Annotated in this window: 14 protein-coding genes, 1 pseudogene and 1 other annotated feature (1 of these 16 cut by a window edge); of the genes and pseudogenes, 14 read left to right on the top strand and 1 reads right to left on the bottom strand. The window is 40.5% G+C overall.

The window, feature by feature from the left end:
- Positions 1–18: a binding site (T-box leader), on the top strand (it extends 225 nt beyond the left edge of the window).
- 73 nt (positions 19–91) lie between these two features.
- The 14 genes from ileS to pyrE all read left to right on the top strand — a co-directional run bounded on the left by ileS (position 92) and on the right by pyrE (position 16,608).
- Complete coding sequence (gene ileS, locus V7083_RS03570) at positions 92–2,863, top strand: isoleucine--tRNA ligase (protein ID WP_335475439.1); 2,772 nt, start codon at positions 92–94, stop codon at positions 2,861–2,863.
- A gap of 129 nt (positions 2,864–2,992) precedes the next feature.
- Complete coding sequence (locus V7083_RS03565; protein WP_335475437.1) at positions 2,993–3,286, top strand: hypothetical protein; 294 nt, start codon at positions 2,993–2,995, stop codon at positions 3,284–3,286.
- 83 nt (positions 3,287–3,369) lie between these two features.
- The gene (gene lspA / locus V7083_RS03560; protein WP_335475435.1) at positions 3,370–3,861 is read left to right on the top strand and encodes a signal peptidase II; all 492 of its coding nucleotides are present in this window, start codon (positions 3,370–3,372) and stop codon (positions 3,859–3,861) included.
- A complete protein-coding gene (locus tag V7083_RS03555) occupies positions 3,833–4,744 on the top strand; it encodes an RluA family pseudouridine synthase (protein ID WP_335475433.1) in 912 nt (303 codons plus the stop codon). Before lspA ends, V7083_RS03555 begins: the two co-directional genes overlap by 29 nt.
- 180 nt (positions 4,745–4,924) lie before the next feature.
- A complete protein-coding gene (gene pyrR, locus V7083_RS03550; RefSeq protein WP_335475431.1) occupies positions 4,925–5,467 on the top strand; it encodes a bifunctional pyr operon transcriptional regulator/uracil phosphoribosyltransferase PyrR in 543 nt (180 codons plus the stop codon).
- 151 nt (positions 5,468–5,618) lie between these two features.
- On the top strand, positions 5,619–6,932 hold the full coding sequence (locus V7083_RS03545; RefSeq protein ID WP_335475429.1) for a solute carrier family 23 protein: 1,314 nt from the start codon (positions 5,619–5,621) through the stop codon (positions 6,930–6,932).
- Between the two features lie 175 nt (positions 6,933–7,107).
- Positions 7,108–8,049 (top strand): aspartate carbamoyltransferase catalytic subunit, encoded by a 942-nt coding sequence (locus V7083_RS03540; RefSeq protein WP_335475524.1) that lies wholly within the window; start codon positions 7,108–7,110, stop codon positions 8,047–8,049.
- Entirely contained in the window at positions 8,009–9,295 is a 1,287-nt protein-coding gene (locus V7083_RS03535; RefSeq protein ID WP_335475426.1) for a dihydroorotase, read from the top strand. The genes V7083_RS03540 and V7083_RS03535 overlap by 41 nt, the downstream gene beginning before the upstream one ends.
- Positions 9,292–10,398, top strand: coding sequence for a carbamoyl phosphate synthase small subunit (locus V7083_RS03530; protein ID WP_335475424.1), 1,107 nt, complete (start codon positions 9,292–9,294; stop codon positions 10,396–10,398). Before V7083_RS03535 ends, V7083_RS03530 begins: the two co-directional genes overlap by 4 nt.
- A complete protein-coding gene (gene carB, locus V7083_RS03525) occupies positions 10,377–13,583 on the top strand; it encodes a carbamoyl-phosphate synthase large subunit (protein ID WP_335475422.1) in 3,207 nt (1,068 codons plus the stop codon). The genes V7083_RS03530 and carB overlap by 22 nt, the downstream gene beginning before the upstream one ends.
- Positions 13,580–14,353 (top strand): dihydroorotate dehydrogenase electron transfer subunit, encoded by a 774-nt coding sequence (locus V7083_RS03520; protein ID WP_335475420.1) that lies wholly within the window; start codon positions 13,580–13,582, stop codon positions 14,351–14,353. The genes carB and V7083_RS03520 overlap by 4 nt, the downstream gene beginning before the upstream one ends.
- Complete coding sequence (locus tag V7083_RS03515; RefSeq protein ID WP_335475418.1) at positions 14,350–15,291, top strand: dihydroorotate dehydrogenase; 942 nt, start codon at positions 14,350–14,352, stop codon at positions 15,289–15,291. Before V7083_RS03520 ends, V7083_RS03515 begins: the two co-directional genes overlap by 4 nt.
- Positions 15,263–15,979 carry an orotidine-5'-phosphate decarboxylase gene (pyrF, locus tag V7083_RS03510; protein WP_335475416.1) on the top strand — a complete coding sequence of 239 codons (717 nt, stop codon included), beginning with the start codon at positions 15,263–15,265 and terminating at the stop codon, positions 15,977–15,979. Before V7083_RS03515 ends, pyrF begins: the two co-directional genes overlap by 29 nt.
- Positions 15,976–16,608 carry an orotate phosphoribosyltransferase gene (gene pyrE / locus V7083_RS03505; protein ID WP_335475414.1) on the top strand — a complete coding sequence of 211 codons (633 nt, stop codon included), beginning with the start codon at positions 15,976–15,978 and terminating at the stop codon, positions 16,606–16,608. Before pyrF ends, pyrE begins: the two co-directional genes overlap by 4 nt.
- 195 nt (positions 16,609–16,803) lie before the next feature.
- Here the strand turns inward: pyrE and V7083_RS03500 are convergent.
- Positions 16,804–18,467: pseudogene (locus V7083_RS03500) on the bottom strand (Rqc2 family fibronectin-binding protein).
- Positions 18,468–18,592 lie beyond the last annotated feature (125 nt).

The following is an 18,592-nucleotide window of genomic DNA, read 5'->3' as shown; positions in this document are numbered from 1 at the left end:
AACCTTCTCGTCCCTATTTAGGGATGAGAGGGTTTTTTTATTGAGTTTTTTGGTCATTCTGTTTTATAGAAAGGTAATTGGAGGAAGAAAAATGGAATATAAAGATACGTTATTAATGATGCAAACTGATTTTCCTATGCGTGGAAACCTTCCACAAAGAGAGCCAGATATTCAGGCCAAATGGGAGGAAATGAATATTTATCAAAAAGTGCAGGAGCGGACAAAAGGCCGTCCGATGTTCATTCTACATGATGGACCTCCATATGCAAATGGTGATATTCATATGGGGCATGCCCTTAATAAAATTTTAAAAGACTTTATCGTACGTTATAAATCCATGAGCGGTTATCATGCTCCATATGTTCCGGGTTGGGATACACATGGTCTTCCAATTGAACAGGCACTGACAAATAAAGGAGTAAAGCGCAAAGAAATGACGGTTGCTGAATTCCGTAAATTATGTACAGAATATGCACTTGAACAAATTGATAACCAAAGGAGTCAGTTTAAACGCCTAGGCGTTCGAGGTGATTGGGAGAATCCTTATATCACATTAAAACCTGAGTATGAGGCACAGCAAATAAAAGTATTTGGAGAAATGGCTAAAAAGGGCTATATTTACAAGGGCAAAAAGCCGGTTTACTGGTCTCCATCAAGTGAATCAGCCCTTGCAGAGGCTGAAATTGAATATAATGACAAACGTTCACCATCCATTTATGTTGCATTTAAGGTCAAGGATGGAAAAGGTGTTCTTGACCATGATACCGAGATTGTTATTTGGACGACAACACCTTGGACCATTCCTGCCAATTTGGGTATCTCGGTTCATCCTGATCTCACCTATGTAGTGGTTTCCACAAATGGGCACAAATACGTTGTTGCTGAAAGCCTATTAGAAGCCGTTACTAAGGAAATTGGTTGGGAAGAGGCCACTGTTGTTCAAAAAGTTAAAGGTTCTGACCTAGAGAATATTGTAGCCCTACATCCACTGTATAATCGTGATTCATTAGTCATGTTGGGTGAGCATGTTACCACTGATGCAGGTACTGGCTGTGTGCATACAGCCCCGGGACATGGGGAAGACGACTTTTTAATTGGCCAGAAATATGGTCTTGATGTGTTATGCCCTGTTGACGATAAAGGGTATATGACTAGTGAGGCAGAGGGATTTGCAGGATTATTTTATGATGAGGCAAACAAACCAATTTCACAAGCATTAGAAGCAGCGGGTGCATTATTAAAGCTTTCATTTATCACCCACTCCTACCCACACGATTGGCGTACAAAAAAACCAGTCATTTTCCGAGCAACTGCACAATGGTTTGCTTCTATTAAGGACTTTAGAAATGAACTCCTTGAAGCAATCAAAGAAACAAAATGGGTTCCTGCTTGGGGTGAAACTCGTCTATTTAATATGGTACGTGACCGAGGCGACTGGTGTATTTCTCGTCAACGTGTATGGGGTGTTCCGATTCCAGTATTTTATGCGGAAAATGGTCAGGAAATCATTACTGATGAAACTATTAACCATGTTTCTGAATTATTCCGTCAACATGGTTCAAATATTTGGTTTGAGAGGGATGTGAAGGAATTACTTCCTGAAGGTTTCACGCATCCTGGAAGTCCAAATGGCATTTTTACAAAAGAAACAGATATCATGGATGTATGGTTTGATTCAGGCTCTTCTCATCAAGCTGTACTGGTCGAAAGAGAAGATTTAGTTCGCCCTGCCGATCTCTATCTTGAAGGTTCTGACCAATATCGTGGTTGGTTTAACTCATCCTTGTCAACGGGTGTGGCAGTAACAGGAAAAGCCCCATATAAAGGTGTGCTAAGCCACGGTTTCGCACTTGATGGTGAAGGTAGAAAGATGAGTAAGTCACTTGGTAACACTGTTGTTCCAGCAAAAGTGATGAATCAGTTGGGGGCAGATATTTTACGTCTATGGGTTGCTTCCGTTGATTATCAGGCGGATGTACGCGTCTCCGATGCAATTCTAAAACAGGTTGCCGAAGTATATCGTAAAATTCGCAACACTTTCCGTTTCCTACTTGGAAATCTTGCCGATTTTGATCCATCAGCAGATAAGGTAGCTTACGAAAACTTACGTGAAGTCGATCAATTTATGTTGGTAAAATTAAATAACCTAATTAAAAATGTTCGTGATGCGTATGAAAATTACGAGTTTGCTGCTATTTACCATTTAGTAAATAATTTCTGTACATTAGATCTAAGTGCTTTCTATCTTGATTTTGCAAAAGACGTTCTTTATATTGAAGCAGTAAATAACTCAGAGCGCCGAGCAATCCAAACTGTTTTGTATGATTCACTTTTAGCCTTGACTAAATTGGTTTCACCGATTCTTTCTCATACGGCAGATGAAGTATGGAAATTCATTCCTAATGTAACAGGGGAAAGTGTACAATTAACGGACCTTCCCGAATATCAAGAGCTTCCAAATGCTAAGGCGTTAGAAGATAAGTGGACGTCATTTATGAAATTACGTGATGATGTATTAAAGGCGCTTGAAGAAGCACGTAATGCAAAAGTAATTGGTAAATCTCTAACAGCAAAAGTTACTTTGTATGTAAATGATCAAACAAAAGCCTTATTAGATTCAATTCAAGAAAATCTAAAGCAATTATTCATTGTCTCAGGCTTTGAAGTAGCTGGTTCCTATGAACAAGCGCCAGAACAGGCCCTTAAATTGGAAACAGCAGCAATCCTTATTACAAAAGCAGAGGGAGAAACATGTGAACGCTGCTGGATTGTCACACCAGAAGTAGGCAGTGATCATGACCATCCAACATTATGCTCTCGCTGTGCAAGTGTAGTGAAGGAGAATTATTCACACCTGGCATAAATGATTAGCTCCGTCTCTGACGGGGCTATTTTTTTACCAATAGTTGTTCCTGATGTCAAATGTTTTCCTGTGTCAAGTCATCTCTCCGGGTAATAATAAAACAAATAAGTAAACGGAGGTATCAACACTATGAATGCGATGCAGGAAAAGCTGTTTTTGGAACTCCGTCAAACAAAATGGGAAATTGAACAATCATTATCAGCAAAACAAAATCAAGATTGGTTAACAGAAATTCTAACAGAGGAGCTAAATGACATATCAGAAGCTCTCCAAAAAATACAACAAGGCAAGTTTGGTCAATGTGAAATATCAGGTGAATTAATTCCTGATGAACTTTTAAAAATGATCCCAACCTTAAAATCAGTACATGATGCCAAAAACTTGGGAGAATTCTTCAAAAAACCAATTTCAACACTATATTAAGGATGTTTCATTGTCGTGGTGCGATCAAGTATGCTAAAATGCTAAAGAAGTGTGTATAAAGCAGAGTGTGGAGGTATTTCTTAGTGTTTTATTACTTAATCGCAGTTTTTGTTATTGTTTTGGATCAATTTACGAAATGGTTAATTGAGCACAATATGTATTTAGGTGAAAGCATTCCAATCATTGATAATGTGTTATATATTACCTCTCACCGGAATCGTGGGGCAGCTTGGGGGATTCTTCAAGGTCAAATGTGGCTTTTTTACGTCATTACCATTGTTGTTATTTTTGCTATCACGTATTATATTCAAAAAGCTGCAAAAGGAAAAAGGCTGTTGGGCGTTTCATTAGCTTTTATGCTAGGTGGCGCAATCGGGAACTTCATTGACCGCGTAATTCGGAAAGAAGTTGTGGATTTTATTCATACTTATATCTTTGGTTACAATTTTCCGGTCTTCAATATTGCCGACTCCGCACTCGTAATAGGAGTAATTTTACTCATGATTCAAATGTTTCTAGAAGAGAGAGGTTCAAAGGAGAAAACATATGGAGAAAATGGAACACACCATTCTTGAAGAACAAAAGGGTGACCGTATTGATAAGGTCCTATCCGGTTTAAATCCAGAATGGTCAAGAACACAAGTCCAGCAGTGGATTAAAGATGGACATATACTGGTTAATGGTAAAACGATCAAAACTAATTATAAATGCAGTCCTCAGGATCAGATTGACATCACTATTCCCGATCCGGAAGATCTGGATGTGATCCCGGAGGAAATGGATTTAGATATTTATTTTGAAGATAAAGATGTACTTGTAGTCAATAAGCCGAAAGGGATGGTCGTTCATCCAGCTCCTGGGCATTTGACAGGTACATTAGTGAATGGATTAATGGCCCATTGTAAAGATCTATCTGGAATAAATGGGGTTTTAAGACCTGGTATCGTCCATCGAATTGATAAAGATACATCTGGTTTATTAATGGTAGCCAAAAATGATATGGCTCATGAAAGTCTTGTGAATCAACTAGTTGAAAAAACAGTTACTCGAAAATATAAAGCCATTGTTCATGGAGAAATTCCTCACGAATATGGAACAATCGATGCACCTCTCGGAAGGGACCCTAAGGATCGTCAGAGTATGACGGTCGTGGATAATGGCAAACATGCAGTCACCCATTTTCATCTGCTCGAACGTTTTAAAGACTTTTCGTTTATTGAATGCCAGTTAGAAACAGGTAGAACTCATCAAATTCGCGTTCATATGAAATATATTGGTTATCCATTGGCAGGGGATCCGAAATATGGACCAAGAAAAACCCTTGATCTTAACGGGCAGGCATTGCATGCAGGAGTACTGGGTTTTGTTCATCCTAGGACCAAGGAGTATATCGAATTTGAAGCTCCGCTCCCTAAAGAATTTGACGAATTACTGGACATTTTAAGAAATAATCGTTGACAACCAGGAAGTATTAAAGTACACTAACTATAGTTTAATAAGCCTTTAAATCAGTCCTGTGAGGCTGAGAAGGAACGGATTCGAACATGGGTGATTCATGTTCAAATGTCACATAAATTCTGTGCCTCTCGCCATCAAAGGATGAGAGGCTTTTTTATTACATAAAAAGTAGGTGAAGAGATGAGCCAAAAAGCTCTAGTCCTTGATGAACAGGCGGTAAGTCGAGCTCTGACCAGAATTGCCCACCAAATCATCGAAAAAAACAAGGGTATAGAGGAATGTGTTCTCATTGGTATTCGTACCAGAGGAATTTACTTGGCAAAGCGACTTGCCGATAAGATTGAACAAATTGAAGGAAATCCTATAAGAGTGGGAGAATTGGATATCACCTTATATCGAGATGACCTAACGATCAAAACAGAAACCCAAGAACCAATTGTTAAAGGATCAGACATTCCGTTTGATATTAGTAATAAAAAAGTTATACTGGTTGACGATGTTTTATATACAGGAAGAACCGTCAGGGCAGGGCTTGATGCGCTAATCGATATAGGACGACCTTCATCCATTCAACTGGCTGTACTGGTTGATCGAGGCCATCGTGAATTGCCAATTAGAGCGGATTATGTCGGAAAAAATATACCGACTTCCAGCAGTGAAAAAGTGGTAGTAAAACTAAAAGAAGTAGATAGCTTAGATCAAGTAAGTATATATGACAACTAAATAGATACCCTTTTAAATGCAGTCCTGTGAGGCAGCGAAGGGGAAAATGCCCATTACAATAATGGGATTTCCATACCCTCTTTGCATCCACAGGTAAAGAGGGATTTTTTTTAGGAAATAGAAAAAAATATCTATAAAGGAGCAAAATGAAATGAACAATAAACCAATTCTAGATATAAATGAAGTACCAAAACCAGCCCAATGGATTACACTGAGCATTCAACATTTATTCGCCATGTTTGGTGCTACCATTTTGGTTCCATATTTAGTCGGATTAGATCCTGCTATTGCACTGATTTCCAGTGGCCTTGGAACATTGGCATTCTTAATAATAACAAAATTCCAAGTTCCAGCATATCTGGGATCATCCTTTGCCTTCATATCTCCAGTAATTGCAGCTAAGGCTGCAGGAGGTCCGGGCGCAGCGATGTTAGGGACTTTTTTAGCGGGTCTCGTTTATGGAATTGTTGCCTTGATCATCAGTAAAGCAGGTTACCGTTGGATCATGAATTTACTTCCGCCAGTCGTAGTGGGTCCAATCATCGTGGTCATAGGTTTATCTGTAGCGCAAACTGCTGTAGGAATGGCAATGAATAATCCATCTGGAAAATATAGTATGCTTCATTTCTCGGTTGCCTTAGTCACCTTGGCCGCCACAATCATCTTCTCCATTTTTGCTAAAAAAATACTGAGCATTATACCGATCTTAGCAGGAATAGTAGTTGGATACATTTACGCGTTAATTGTGGGAATCGTCGATTTTGAACCTGTACTAAAAGCACACTGGTTTGAAATGCCGAATTTCATCTTTCCGTTCATAAGCTATAAAGTAAATTTCACTTGGAATATCTTCTGGTTAATGGTACCAGTTGCAGTAGTTACTTTGTCAGAACATATCGGTCACCAGTTAATTCTAAGTAAAGTAGTAGGCCGCGATTATATTAAAGAGCCTGGTTTACATCGTTCAATCCTTGGTGATGGAACAGCGACCCTAATCTCTGCCTTGGTAGGGGGACCGCCAAAAACAACTTATGGCGAAAATATAGGTGTACTGGCAATTACCAGAGTATATAGTGTTTACGTACTGGCAGGAGCCGCAGTATTTGCGATTTTCTTCGGATTTATTGGAAAGATAACAGCTCTAATTCACACAATCCCTACTCCAGTGATGGGCGGAGTTTCCATCTTACTGTTCGGAATTATTGCCTCTTCTGGTTTAAGAATGTTAGTAGATAGTAAGATCGACTTTGAGGATAAAAGAAATCTGGTCATTTCCTCTGTCATACTGATCATTGGATTAGGTGGAGCGATTCTAAAACTACCATTTAAAGACATTCAAATTCAAGGAATGGCTTTAGCAGCCATCTTTGGAGTAGTACTTAATTTGATTCTTCCTGGCAGACAGCTGGCGGGTGATGATATGTTTGAAACAAATACAACAGATAATAATAAAAAAACAGCATAAATATATTTACCTTTTAAATGAAGTCCAGAGAGGCTTATAAGGGTGTAGGAATCGGGTTTTTTGCAACACGAAAAAAGCCGATTTTATGAATACAAGTGTATTTGCACCCTGGTCGATTTACAAGATCAGGGTGTTTTTTATGGCCAATTCTAAAAAGGGATGGGGAAATGGAATGATAAATCACTTATTAACTACGAATGAATTAAAAGTGGAAGAAATACGGGGAATTTTAGCTGACGCAAAAAGATTTTCAGAAGGAATGGTTTGGAGACCTGAACAACAAATGTTCGCTGCCAATCTTTTTTTCGAAAACAGCACACGAACTAAATGCAGTTTCGAGGTGGCTGAAAGAAGATTGGGATTAGGAGTTATACCTTTTGAGGTTCAAACCTCAAGTGTCCAAAAGGGCGAGACACTCTATGATACTGTCAAAACACTAGAAGCAATCGGTGTCAACGCCATTGTCATTCGTCATAATCAGGATCGGTACTTTGACGAATTGGTTGGTAAAGTGAATGTTCCAATATTAAATGGCGGGGATGGCTGTGGTCATCATCCTACTCAGTCTTTACTCGATTTAATGACCATTCAACAAGAATTTGGAGACTTTGATGGTTTGAAGGTTTCGATCATAGGTGATATCAGCCATAGCCGAGTAGCCCGATCAAATGCTGATGCCTTAACAAGACTTGGAGCAGAAGTCAATTTTTCAGGTCCTGAAGAATGGTTTGATTATCACAGTCTTAGCTCAAGTAAGTTTAAACCGATCGATGAAGCCATTATGGAATCGGACGTTGTTATGCTCCTTCGTGTTCAGCACGAACGCCACCAGAAAAAAGGAAGTTTTACTGCATCTGAATATCATCGCCAATACGGCCTAACCTTGGATAGAGAAAAACGGATGAAGCCGCACAGTATCATCATGCATCCGGCACCGGTAAACCGAAATGTAGAAATAGCTGACAGTCTCGTAGAATGTGAACGTTCAAGAATCTTCAAACAAATGGAAAACGGGGTATATGTTAGAATGGCGGCGTTAAAGAGATCACTTGAAAGTGTAATGGGGGGGAATCAGTATGAAGTTGCTTATTCAGAACGCAAGCTACATAGCATCTAATGGAAAAGAAGACAGGTCCGATATTTTAATAGAAAACGGTATTATAACAAAAATGGCACAAAAGATTGATACCGCTGCAGATCGTGTCATCGATGCAGCTGGTTTGCTAGTTGCACCAGGATTTATTGACCTACATGTTCATTTGCGTGAGCCTGGCGGTGAGAAAAAAGAAACCATTGAAACGGGAACACAAGCTGCGGCCCGAGGTGGATTTACTACGATTGCGGCGATGCCAAATACTAGACCAGTACCTGACTCTGTAGAACAAATGGAATGGCTGGAGCAACGAATTCAAGATACAGCAAAAGTACGTGTTTTGCCATATGCCTCCATTACGAAAAGACAAGTGGGTAAAGAATTAACTGATTTTGCAGGCCTCAAGCAGGCTGGAGCCTTTGCTTTTACTGATGATGGAGTTGGAGTTCAGTCCGCAGCGATGATGCTAAACGCCATGCGTGAAGCTGCTTCCCAAAATATGGCGATTGTTGCCCACTGCGAAGAAGATACCTTGATTAATAAAGGGTGTGTCCACGAAGGAAGCTTTTCAAAAGCCAATGGATTAAACGGTATTCCTTCCGTTTGTGAAGCAGTGCAGATTGCTCGTGACGTTCTGCTTGCTGAAGCAGCCGGCTGTCATTACCATGTTTGCCATATCAGTACAAAGGAATCTGTCCGTGTAGTCAGAGATGCAAAACGTGCTGGAATTCATGTTACAGCTGAAGTCACACCCCATCATTTATTATTAACGGAAAATGATATTCCGAGTCTTGATGCTAACTATAAAATGAATCCACCGCTCCGCGGAAAAGAAGATCGAGCAGCACTGATTGAAGGTTTGCTGGATGGGACGATTGATTTCATCGCAACGGACCATGCTCCGCATACAACTGAGGAAAAAAAGGAAGGCATGGTTTTAGCCCCTTTTGGGATAGTTGGGTTGGAGACAGCCTTTCCATTACTCTATACGGAATTGGTATTAAAGAATGTAATGAGCCTTCCTCAATTAGTGGCTTTTTTAAGCAGCAAGCCGGCTGATGCTTTTAAACTTCCTTATGGAAAAATGCATGTTGGAGCTCCTGCTGATCTCGTGTTAATTGATGTAGATGAGGAAAAGGAAATTAATCCTGAAGAGTTTCTATCAAAAGGAAAAAATACCCCATTTACTGGCTGGAAATGTAAAGGCTGGCCGGTAGTCACCATCGCAAAAGGACAAATAGCTTGGGAAAAAGGAAGTGTTCCGGTATGAAGGCACAATTAATTTTAGAAAATGGTACAATTTTTGTAGGCGAAGGATTCGGTTCCTATAACGATACAATGGGAGAGGTTGTTTTCAATACAGGAATGACAGGTTACCAAGAGATCTTGTCCGACCCATCTTATTGCGGACAAATTGTGATGCTTACGTACCCGTTAATCGGCAATTATGGTATCAATCGTGACGACTTTGAATCGATTAACCCTGCAGTGAAGGGGTTTATTGTGAAAGAAGTATCTGATTTTCCTTCTAATTGGAGAAGTGAATTTACTCTCGACGAATATTTTAAAATGAAAAAAATTCCAGGAATTGCTGGGATCGATACACGTAAGCTAGCAAGAATAATCCGTAATTACGGAACCTTAAAAGGAGCTATTTGCAGCATTGAGACAGATGCAAATGAAGTTTTAAGTAAATTAAGGCAGACAAAATTACCAATAGATCAAGTTCGTCAAGTATCTACGAAAAATCCTTATCCAAGCCCTGGGCGGGGGAAAAGAATTGTTCTAGTTGATTTTGGCATGAAGCATGGAATTTTACGTGAACTGAATATTCGCGGCTGTGATGTGGTTGTGGTTCCATACCATACTACAGCTGATGAAATCTTAAAATTAAGACCGGATGGTGTCATGCTCTCCAATGGTCCTGGGGACCCAAAAGATGTACCAGAAGGAATCCAAATGATTAAAGACATCATCGGGAAAGTTCCGCTTTTTGGAATTTGCCTCGGTCATCAATTGTTTGCTCTTGCATGTGGTGCTGATACAGTAAAAATGAAATTTGGGCATCGGGGCTCCAACCATCCAGTAAAAGACCTTAATACAGGAAAGATCGCGATCACTTCACAAAACCATGGCTATACCGTTGATGATAAGTCCATTAAAAATACTAGATTAGGAGTGACCCATATTGCTTTAAATGATGGAACAATCGAAGGTTTAAAGCATTTGGATTACCCAGCATTCACGGTTCAATATCACCCCGAAGCGTCACCGGGACCAGAAGATGCAAACGGATTATTTGAACAATTTCTTAATATGATTGAAGCTGAAAAACAGGAGGTAGTTGCAGGATGCCAAAACGTACAGATATAAACTCCATTTTAGTGATTGGATCGGGCCCAATTGTAATTGGTCAGGCAGCAGAATTTGACTATGCAGGTACCCAAGCGTGCCTGGCACTTAAAGAAGAAGGATATCGAGTCATTCTAGTAAACTCCAATCCGGCAACCATAATGACCGATTCTGAAATTGCTGATGCTGTATATATCGAGCCGCTAACTCTTGATTTTGTCAGCAGAATTATTCGTAAGGAGCGCCCAGACGCCATTTTAGCAACACTCGGCGGACAAACAGGGCTTAATTTAGCGGTAGAATTAGCCAACTCAGGTGTCTTACAAGAATGTAATGTAGAAATTCTTGGAACGAAACTAACAGCGATAAATCAAGCAGAAGACCGTGAATTGTTCCGAGCATTAATGAATGAATTAAATGAGCCTGTTCCAGATAGTGAAATCATTCATGATCTAGATGAAGCCATTGCCTTTGTAGAAAAAATCGGATTTCCAGTTATCGTTCGCCCTGCCTTTACCCTTGGCGGAACAGGCGGAGGGATATGCAACAATTTTGCGGAACTAGAGGAAATCGTCGCAAGTGGCTTAAAGAACAGTCCCGTTCATCAATGTCTCTTAGAAAAAAGTATTGCCGGATATAAAGAAATTGAGTATGAGGTTATGCGTGATGGTAACGATAACGCCATCGTGGTTTGTAACATGGAAAATATTGACCCAGTTGGTGTACACACGGGTGATTCCATTGTCGTTGCACCAAGTCAAACCCTAAGTGACCGCGAATACCAACTTTTAAGAAATGTCTCACTTAAAATTATCCGTGCACTAAAAATTGAAGGCGGCTGTAACGTCCAACTTGCATTAGACCCATACAGCTTCCACTACTATATTATTGAAGTAAATCCAAGAGTAAGCCGTTCCTCAGCATTAGCATCAAAAGCAACAGGCTATCCGATTGCTAAACTGGCTGCCAAAATAGCGGTAGGGTTAACCCTTGATGAAATGCTTAACCCTGTAACGGGAAAAACGTATGCGAGCTTTGAACCAGCTCTTGACTATGTGGTTACAAAAATTCCTAGATGGCCATTTGATAAATTCGAGTCCGGCAACCGCTCACTTGGTACACAAATGAAAGCAACCGGAGAGGTAATGGCAATTGGACGTACCTTTGAGGAATCATTATTAAAAGCTATCCGATCACTAGAAGCGAATGTTCACCACTTTGAATTAAATGGTGCTGATGAGATTGATAACACTCTACTTGAAAAGCGGATCATGAAGGCTGGTGATGAACGACTATTCTATATAGCCGAGGCTATTAAACGGGGAATTACCATTGAAACGATCCATAAATGGAGCAAAATTGATCTATTTTTCCTAAAGAAGCTAGAAGGGATTATCGATTTAGAGCATAAGCTTTTCGAGGATGTCCTCAACCTGGAAGTTTTGAAAGAAGCAAAGCAAAAAGGATTTACCGATATGAAAATTGCGGAGCTATGGGGCAGAACGGAAAAAGAAATTTATAATCTTCGTAGGGAAATAGGCCTGTTACCGGTTTATAAAATGGTGGATACCTGTGCAGCCGAATTTGAATCAGAGACACCTTATTTCTACGGAACCTACGAAGAAGAAAATGAATCGATTGTAACGGATAAAAAAAGTGTAATCGTTCTAGGATCTGGCCCAATTCGTATTGGTCAAGGGATTGAGTTTGACTATGCCACTGTTCATTCGGTAAAAGCGATAAAAGAAGCAGGTTATGAAGCTATCATAATTAATAACAACCCTGAGACCGTTTCAACAGATTTCAGTATCTCCGATAAGTTATATTTTGAGCCATTAACCATCGAAGATGTCATGCATATTATCGATCTGGAAAGTCCCCTTGGCGTTGTCGTACAATTTGGCGGTCAAACTGCGATCAATCTAGCAGCCGGTCTGGAGGCAAATGGTGTTAAAATTCTTGGAACGAGTCTGGAAGATTTGGACCGTGCAGAGAATCGAGATAAATTTGAGCAGGCATTGGGGCAGTTGAATATTCCGCAGCCATTAGGAAAAACTGCTTTATCGGTGGAAGAAGCGGTGGCTATTGCCGAGGAAATCGGCTACCCGGTACTGGTTCGCCCATCCTATGTCCTTGGCGGAAGAGCGATGGAAATTGTTTATCGTAAGGAAGAATTATTGCATTACATGGAAAACGCCGTAAAAATAAATCCGGAACACCCAGTATTAATCGACCGTTATTTAACAGGTAAGGAAATTGAAGTGGATGCCATCTGTGACGGTAAAAATGTGTTAATTCCAGGCATCATGGAGCACATAGAGCGTGCCGGGGTCCATTCCGGTGATTCGATCGCCGTTTATCCACCGCAAACCTTAACAGACGAAGTAAAACAAACTCTGGTAGAATATACGGAAAAATTGGCAAGGGGCTTAAATATTATCGGGTTATTAAATATTCAGTATGTATTAGCGGGAAATGAGATTTATGTCCTTGAAGTAAATCCGCGTTCAAGCCGAACGGTACCATTTTTGAGTAAAATCACCAATGTTCCAATGGCAAAAATCGCGACCAAGGCAATCCTTGGGGTTTCGATTACTGATCAGGGTTATCCGACGGGCCTTGTACCTGAAAAGGATGGGGTTTATGTAAAAGTTCCAGTCTTCTCATTCGCGAAGCTGAAAAGCGTCGATATCTCACTCGGACCGGAAATGAAATCAACAGGTGAAGTCATGGGAAAAGATAGTACCCTTGAAAAGGCGCTTTATAAAGGGTTGGTTGCATCAGGCATGAAAATTCAACAGTATGGAACGGTATTATTTACGGTTGCAGATAAAGATAAACAGGAAGCATTAAAGCTGGCGAAACGCTTCTCAACAATAGGCTATCGCTTAATGGCTACCGGTGGAACGGCCGCATTTCTAGAAGCCGCAGGTCTAAACGTAAAGGTGATTGGAAAAATCGGCTCAGAAGGCGAGACATTACTGGATATCATCCATAATGGTGAAGCACAATTTATTATCAATACACTTACAAAAGGCAAGCAGCCGGAACGTGATGGCTTTAGAATCCGTCGTGAAGCAGTTGAAAATGGAGTACCATGTTTAACTTCACTGGATACCGCTGAAGCAATCCTGCAAGTAATTGAGTCTATGAATTTTTCAACTGAAGCCATGGAAGTTGTCAAAAAGGAGATTGTTTTTGCATGATAAAAAAAGAGTTATGCAAAATTACCAGCCAGAAGGAAATTGCTGAAAATATTTTTGAACTGACAGTACGTGCAGAGTTTGTCGATGAAATCAACGCTCCGGGGCAATTTGTCCATATTCGGGTCACGAAAGAACGTGACCCGCTTTTACGAAGACCGATCAGTATTTCTTCTTATGATAAAGAAGCTAAGCAATTGACCATGATTTATCGAAGAGAAGGGCAAGGAACGACATTAATGGCAAATCAGGTTCAAGGGATGGAGCTAGATATATTAGGACCATTAGGAAATGGCTTCCCAGTTGAAGAAGCAAATGCTGGAGATACGGCGCTGCTGGTCGGTGGTGGCATTGGGGTTCCTCCTTTATATGAATTGTCTAAACAATTGATTAATAAGGGTGTAAAGGTGATTCATATACTCGGCTTTCAGTCCAAGTCAGCTGTATTTTATGAAGAAGAATTTTCGCAATTAGGTGAAACTTTCATTACAACTGTTGATGGAACATATGGAATCAAGGGATTTGTCACTGATGTAATTAAGAATCTTCAGTTCGATATTCTCTATACTTGTGGCCCAACGCCTATGTTAAAGGCTATTGAACAAGGGTATTCAAGCAAAAATGTCTTTTTATCTTTAGAAGAGCGAATGGGCTGCGGTGTGGGAGCATGCTTTGCTTGTGTTTGCAGAAGCAAAAGTGACCCAGAGGGTACCTCTTATAAAAAAGTCTGCAGTGATGGACCGGTATTCCGGATCGGGGAGGTGGTCATATGAGTCGTTTAAACATTGATTTACCAGGATTGTCATTAAAGAATCCAATTATGCCAGCATCCGGATGCTTTGGATTTGGAAGAGAATACAGCCAATTCTATGATTTAAGCACGTTAGGTGCAATTATGATTAAAGCGACAACGGTAGAAGCAAGATTTGGAAATCCTACCCCTAGAGTAGCAGAAACAACGGCGGGAATGCTGAATGCCATCGGTCTGCAAAATCCAGGCTTAGAGAAGGTCATGTCTGAGGAATTACCATGGTTATCCCAATTTGATGTTCCAATCATTGCAAATGTAGCTGGTTCGGTTGAGGAAGATTATGTGGCGGTTGCCAAGAAAATTTCAACAGCTCCAAACGTACATGCACTAGAATTAAACATCTCTTGTCCAAATGTAAAAACTGGGGGGATTGCTTTTGGAACCATCCCTGAAGTAGCCGAGAGATTAACAAAAAGAGTAAAAGAAGTTTCACAAGTACCTGTATACGTGAAGTTATCTCCAAATGTAACTAATATTGTTGAAATGGCCAAAGCGGTGGAAGCCGGCGGTGCAGATGGTCTAACGATGATTAATACTCTTATAGGCATGCGTTTGGATCTTAAAACTGGAAACCCAATTTTGGCAAATCGTACCGGGGGATTATCCGGTCCGGCCATAAAACCTGTAGCGATTCGGATGATCTATGAAGTGAGTCAGGCTGTGGATATCCCTATTATTGGCATGGGTGGAATCGAGTCTGCAGAGGATGTTATCGAATTCTTTTATGCAGGGGCAAGTGCCGTAGCAGTGGGAACAGCTAATTTTGTAGACCCATTTGTATGTCCGACGATTATCGCAGAACTACCAATATTATTAGATAAATTGGGTTATGAACACATCAGTGAATGTACGGGAAGGAGCTGGAGAAAGCATGAACAGCCCGCTTATCATCGCGCTTGATTTTGCAACAAAAAATGAAGTGGAACAATTTTTAAAACCATTTTCAGAAGAGCAGCTTTTTGTGAAAGTAGGAATGGAACTATATTTCCAAGAAGGTCCGTCCATCATTCATTTATTAAAAGAATCAGGTCATCATATTTTCTTAGATTTAAAGCTTCATGATATCCCTAATACGGTTTATGGGGCGATGAAAGGACTAGCCCTCTTGAATTGTGATCTGGTAAATGTTCATGCAGCAGGTGGCAAAAGAATGATGCAAGCCGCACTAGAAGGGTTGGAGGCAGGAACATCAGCTGGTCAAAAACGCCCAGCTTGTATCGCAGTCACTCAACTAACTAGCACTTCACAGGAGCAAATGAATGAGGAACAGATGATTCCTGTATCACTTGAAGAGTCTGTGTTACATTATGCTTCTTTAACCAAAGAAGCAGGCTTAGACGGTGTTGTTTGTTCGGCGTGGGAAGCCACTTCGATTCGAGAAAAAGTAGGGCAAGAATTTTTGACAGTATGTCCTGGAATTAGATTAGAATCTGATCAGGTTGGAGACCAAAAGCGGGTAGCGACACCAGAATTTGCCCGAAATGCAGGGGTAGGAGCTATTGTTGTTGGCCGCTCGATTACGAGATCCGACGACCCATTACACAGCTATAAGAAATGGATGGAAGAATGGAAGGGAGTCCGACAATGAAACGAAACATTGCTGAAAAACTACTAGAAATACATGCAGTTGCTTTAAAACCTCAGGAACCTTTTACATGGACATCCGGATTAAGATCACCTATTTATTGCGACAACCGTCTGACATTGTCTTTCCCGGAAGTTCGTCGTGAGATTGCGCAAGGACTAAAGCAGCTTATACATGAGCATTTTCCAGATACAGAAGTAGTGGCTGGGACAGCGACAGCAGGCATTCCCCATGCTGCTTGGGTCAGTGAATTGATGAACTTGCCAATGTGCTATGTCCGTTCAAAAGCAAAAGGTCATGGCAAAGGCAATCAGATTGAAGGTAAAGTAGAGAGTGGTCAAAAGGTGGTCGTGGTGGAAGACTTAATTTCAACTGGCGGCAGTGTAATCACAGCAGTACAAGCTTTAAGAGATGCAGGATGTGAGGTCCTTGGAGTAGTCTCTATCTTCACGTATGGACTTGAAAAAGGGAAAGAGGCCTTTACTGCAGAGGGTATACGCAGCGAATCACTGACAGACTTTCCAACATTAGTTCAAGTTGCCATCACAAAAGGCTACATTAGCGAAAATGATCAAGATAGTCTATTAACTTGGAGTCAGAATCCAACAGAATGGAGCAAACGGTTCGAATAGGTTTGCCAAAGTTGAATTATACAACTAAAAATGGCTGTTAAACGTAATTTCGGTCGCATAGAAATCTATGCGACCGAAATTGCGTTAAGGAAGGAAAAGGTTCATTTTAGGAGGGTCAGCGTGACCGAAAAAGGCGTAAGAGAAGAAAGACTGGTCACATATAAAGTTCTAAGGGCCAGTTAATCTCGTATATGGTTATTTGTTTTTCAGTTTTAACACTAATTCCTCTTCTGGAGTTACAAAGACTGTTTGCTGATTTTCATAAATGACAAATCCTGGTTTGGCCCCGCTTGGTTTTTTAACAAATCGCACCCGAGTGAAATCAACCGGAACGGAACTGGAATTTCGGGCCTTACTGAAATAGGCTGCTAACTTGGCTGCTTCATGAATGGTCTCCTCTGATGGTTCTTTACTTCGGATTACCACATGCGACCCCGGAATATCCTTTGTATGAAGCCATATTTCATCTCTTGCTGCCAGCTTATTTGTTAAATAATCATTTTGCTTATTGTTTTTACCAACGATGATGTCAATACCGTCGGAAGAAACAAAATAATCAAGGACGGGCTTAACGTTTTGTAGTTTCTTGCCATTTCGTTTTTGCCGTTCTCTAATATATCCGCCCTCCACAAGTTCTTCACGAATTTCCTGAATATCTTTAGTAGATGCTGTTTGTATTTGTTGAAGAAGATTATCAAAATAGATCACTTCTAACCTTGCCTTTTCAATTTGTTCCTCAACAATAGCCACGGCATTTTTGGCTTTCTGGTATTTTGAAAAATACCGTTGGGCATTTTCAGAAGGAGTTCGCCGCGGATCCAACGTAATCGTGACCNNTTTTTCGCTGCATAAAGATTTGCTGTTAACAGTTCCCCGTAACGTTGATATTGCTCGGCAAGCTCTGCTTCTTTTAATGTTTGCTGCAGTTTTTCAATTTTCTTTTCATTTTTTTCTTTTTCGTTGATGATGAAGCGTTCAATATCATTGCCCTGCTGCTTCACACGGTCCCTTTCCGCTTTGCCAAAATAAAAGCGGTCAAGCACCTCACTCAACGTATCAAATGACTTTATTACACCACCTACATGTTCGAGTGGAAATAGATAAAAGGCTTCTTTCGTTTCCGTAGCCATGATCGAAGGACGAATCTCCTCCATTTGTATTTCATTGATCAATTTTATAAAGGTTTGTGGAACAGTTGTCCGATTTGCCAGCCCGCTTTGAAAAACCACTTCTTTAGCAAACAATGGTGAAGTACCTGCGAATTGCTCCACAATCTGGCGATCCATTTTTCCAGCATTAAAATCAATATTTTTTAACACATCTTCCTCAGAAGCATGGAAAGGATTAAGCTTTTTCTGTTCAGGCGGATAAATATATGGCTGACCCGGTAAGATAGCTCGGTGGCTATTGACAGCAAAAGAAATATGCTTAATGCTATCAAGAATCAGATTACGTGTTTTGTCTACTAAAATAATATTGCTGTGCCTACCCATAATTTCAATGATTAATTGTTTATAGCTAATGTCTCCAATTTCATTTCTGCCCTTTATTTCAAAAATAATCATGCGGTCATTTTCTACTTGATAGACATCTTCTAAAATGTGTCCTTCAATATGCTTTCTGAGCAGCATGCAAAACATCGGCGGTTCACTCGGGTTATCATAGCTTTCATTTGTTATTTGGGCTCGGGCATAGCTTGGATGAGCGGATAACAGCAGTTTATTATTCGATCCGTTTGCACGAACGGTAATAATAATCTCATTTTTATAGGGCTGATGAACTTTATTGATCCGCCCGCCTTTTAAGCTGCGGGAAAGTTCATTTGCCATGACGTGAGTAAATAATCCATCAAATGACATGTAAATACATCCTTTACTTTTTGACTCTTTTGAACTAGGTGGTTGATTTGCGCTCCAGCTGCGTGCGGTTCGTGGGCGTTGCGGTGAGCCTCCTCGGCGCTTAGGCGCCTGCGGGGTCTCCCCAG

Source organism: Bacillus sp. JJ1764 (assembly GCF_036962145.1).
Taxonomy (GTDB): domain Bacteria; phylum Bacillota; class Bacilli; order Bacillales; family Cytobacillaceae; genus Neobacillus.
This window is presented reverse-complemented; position numbering and strand designations above follow the sequence as displayed.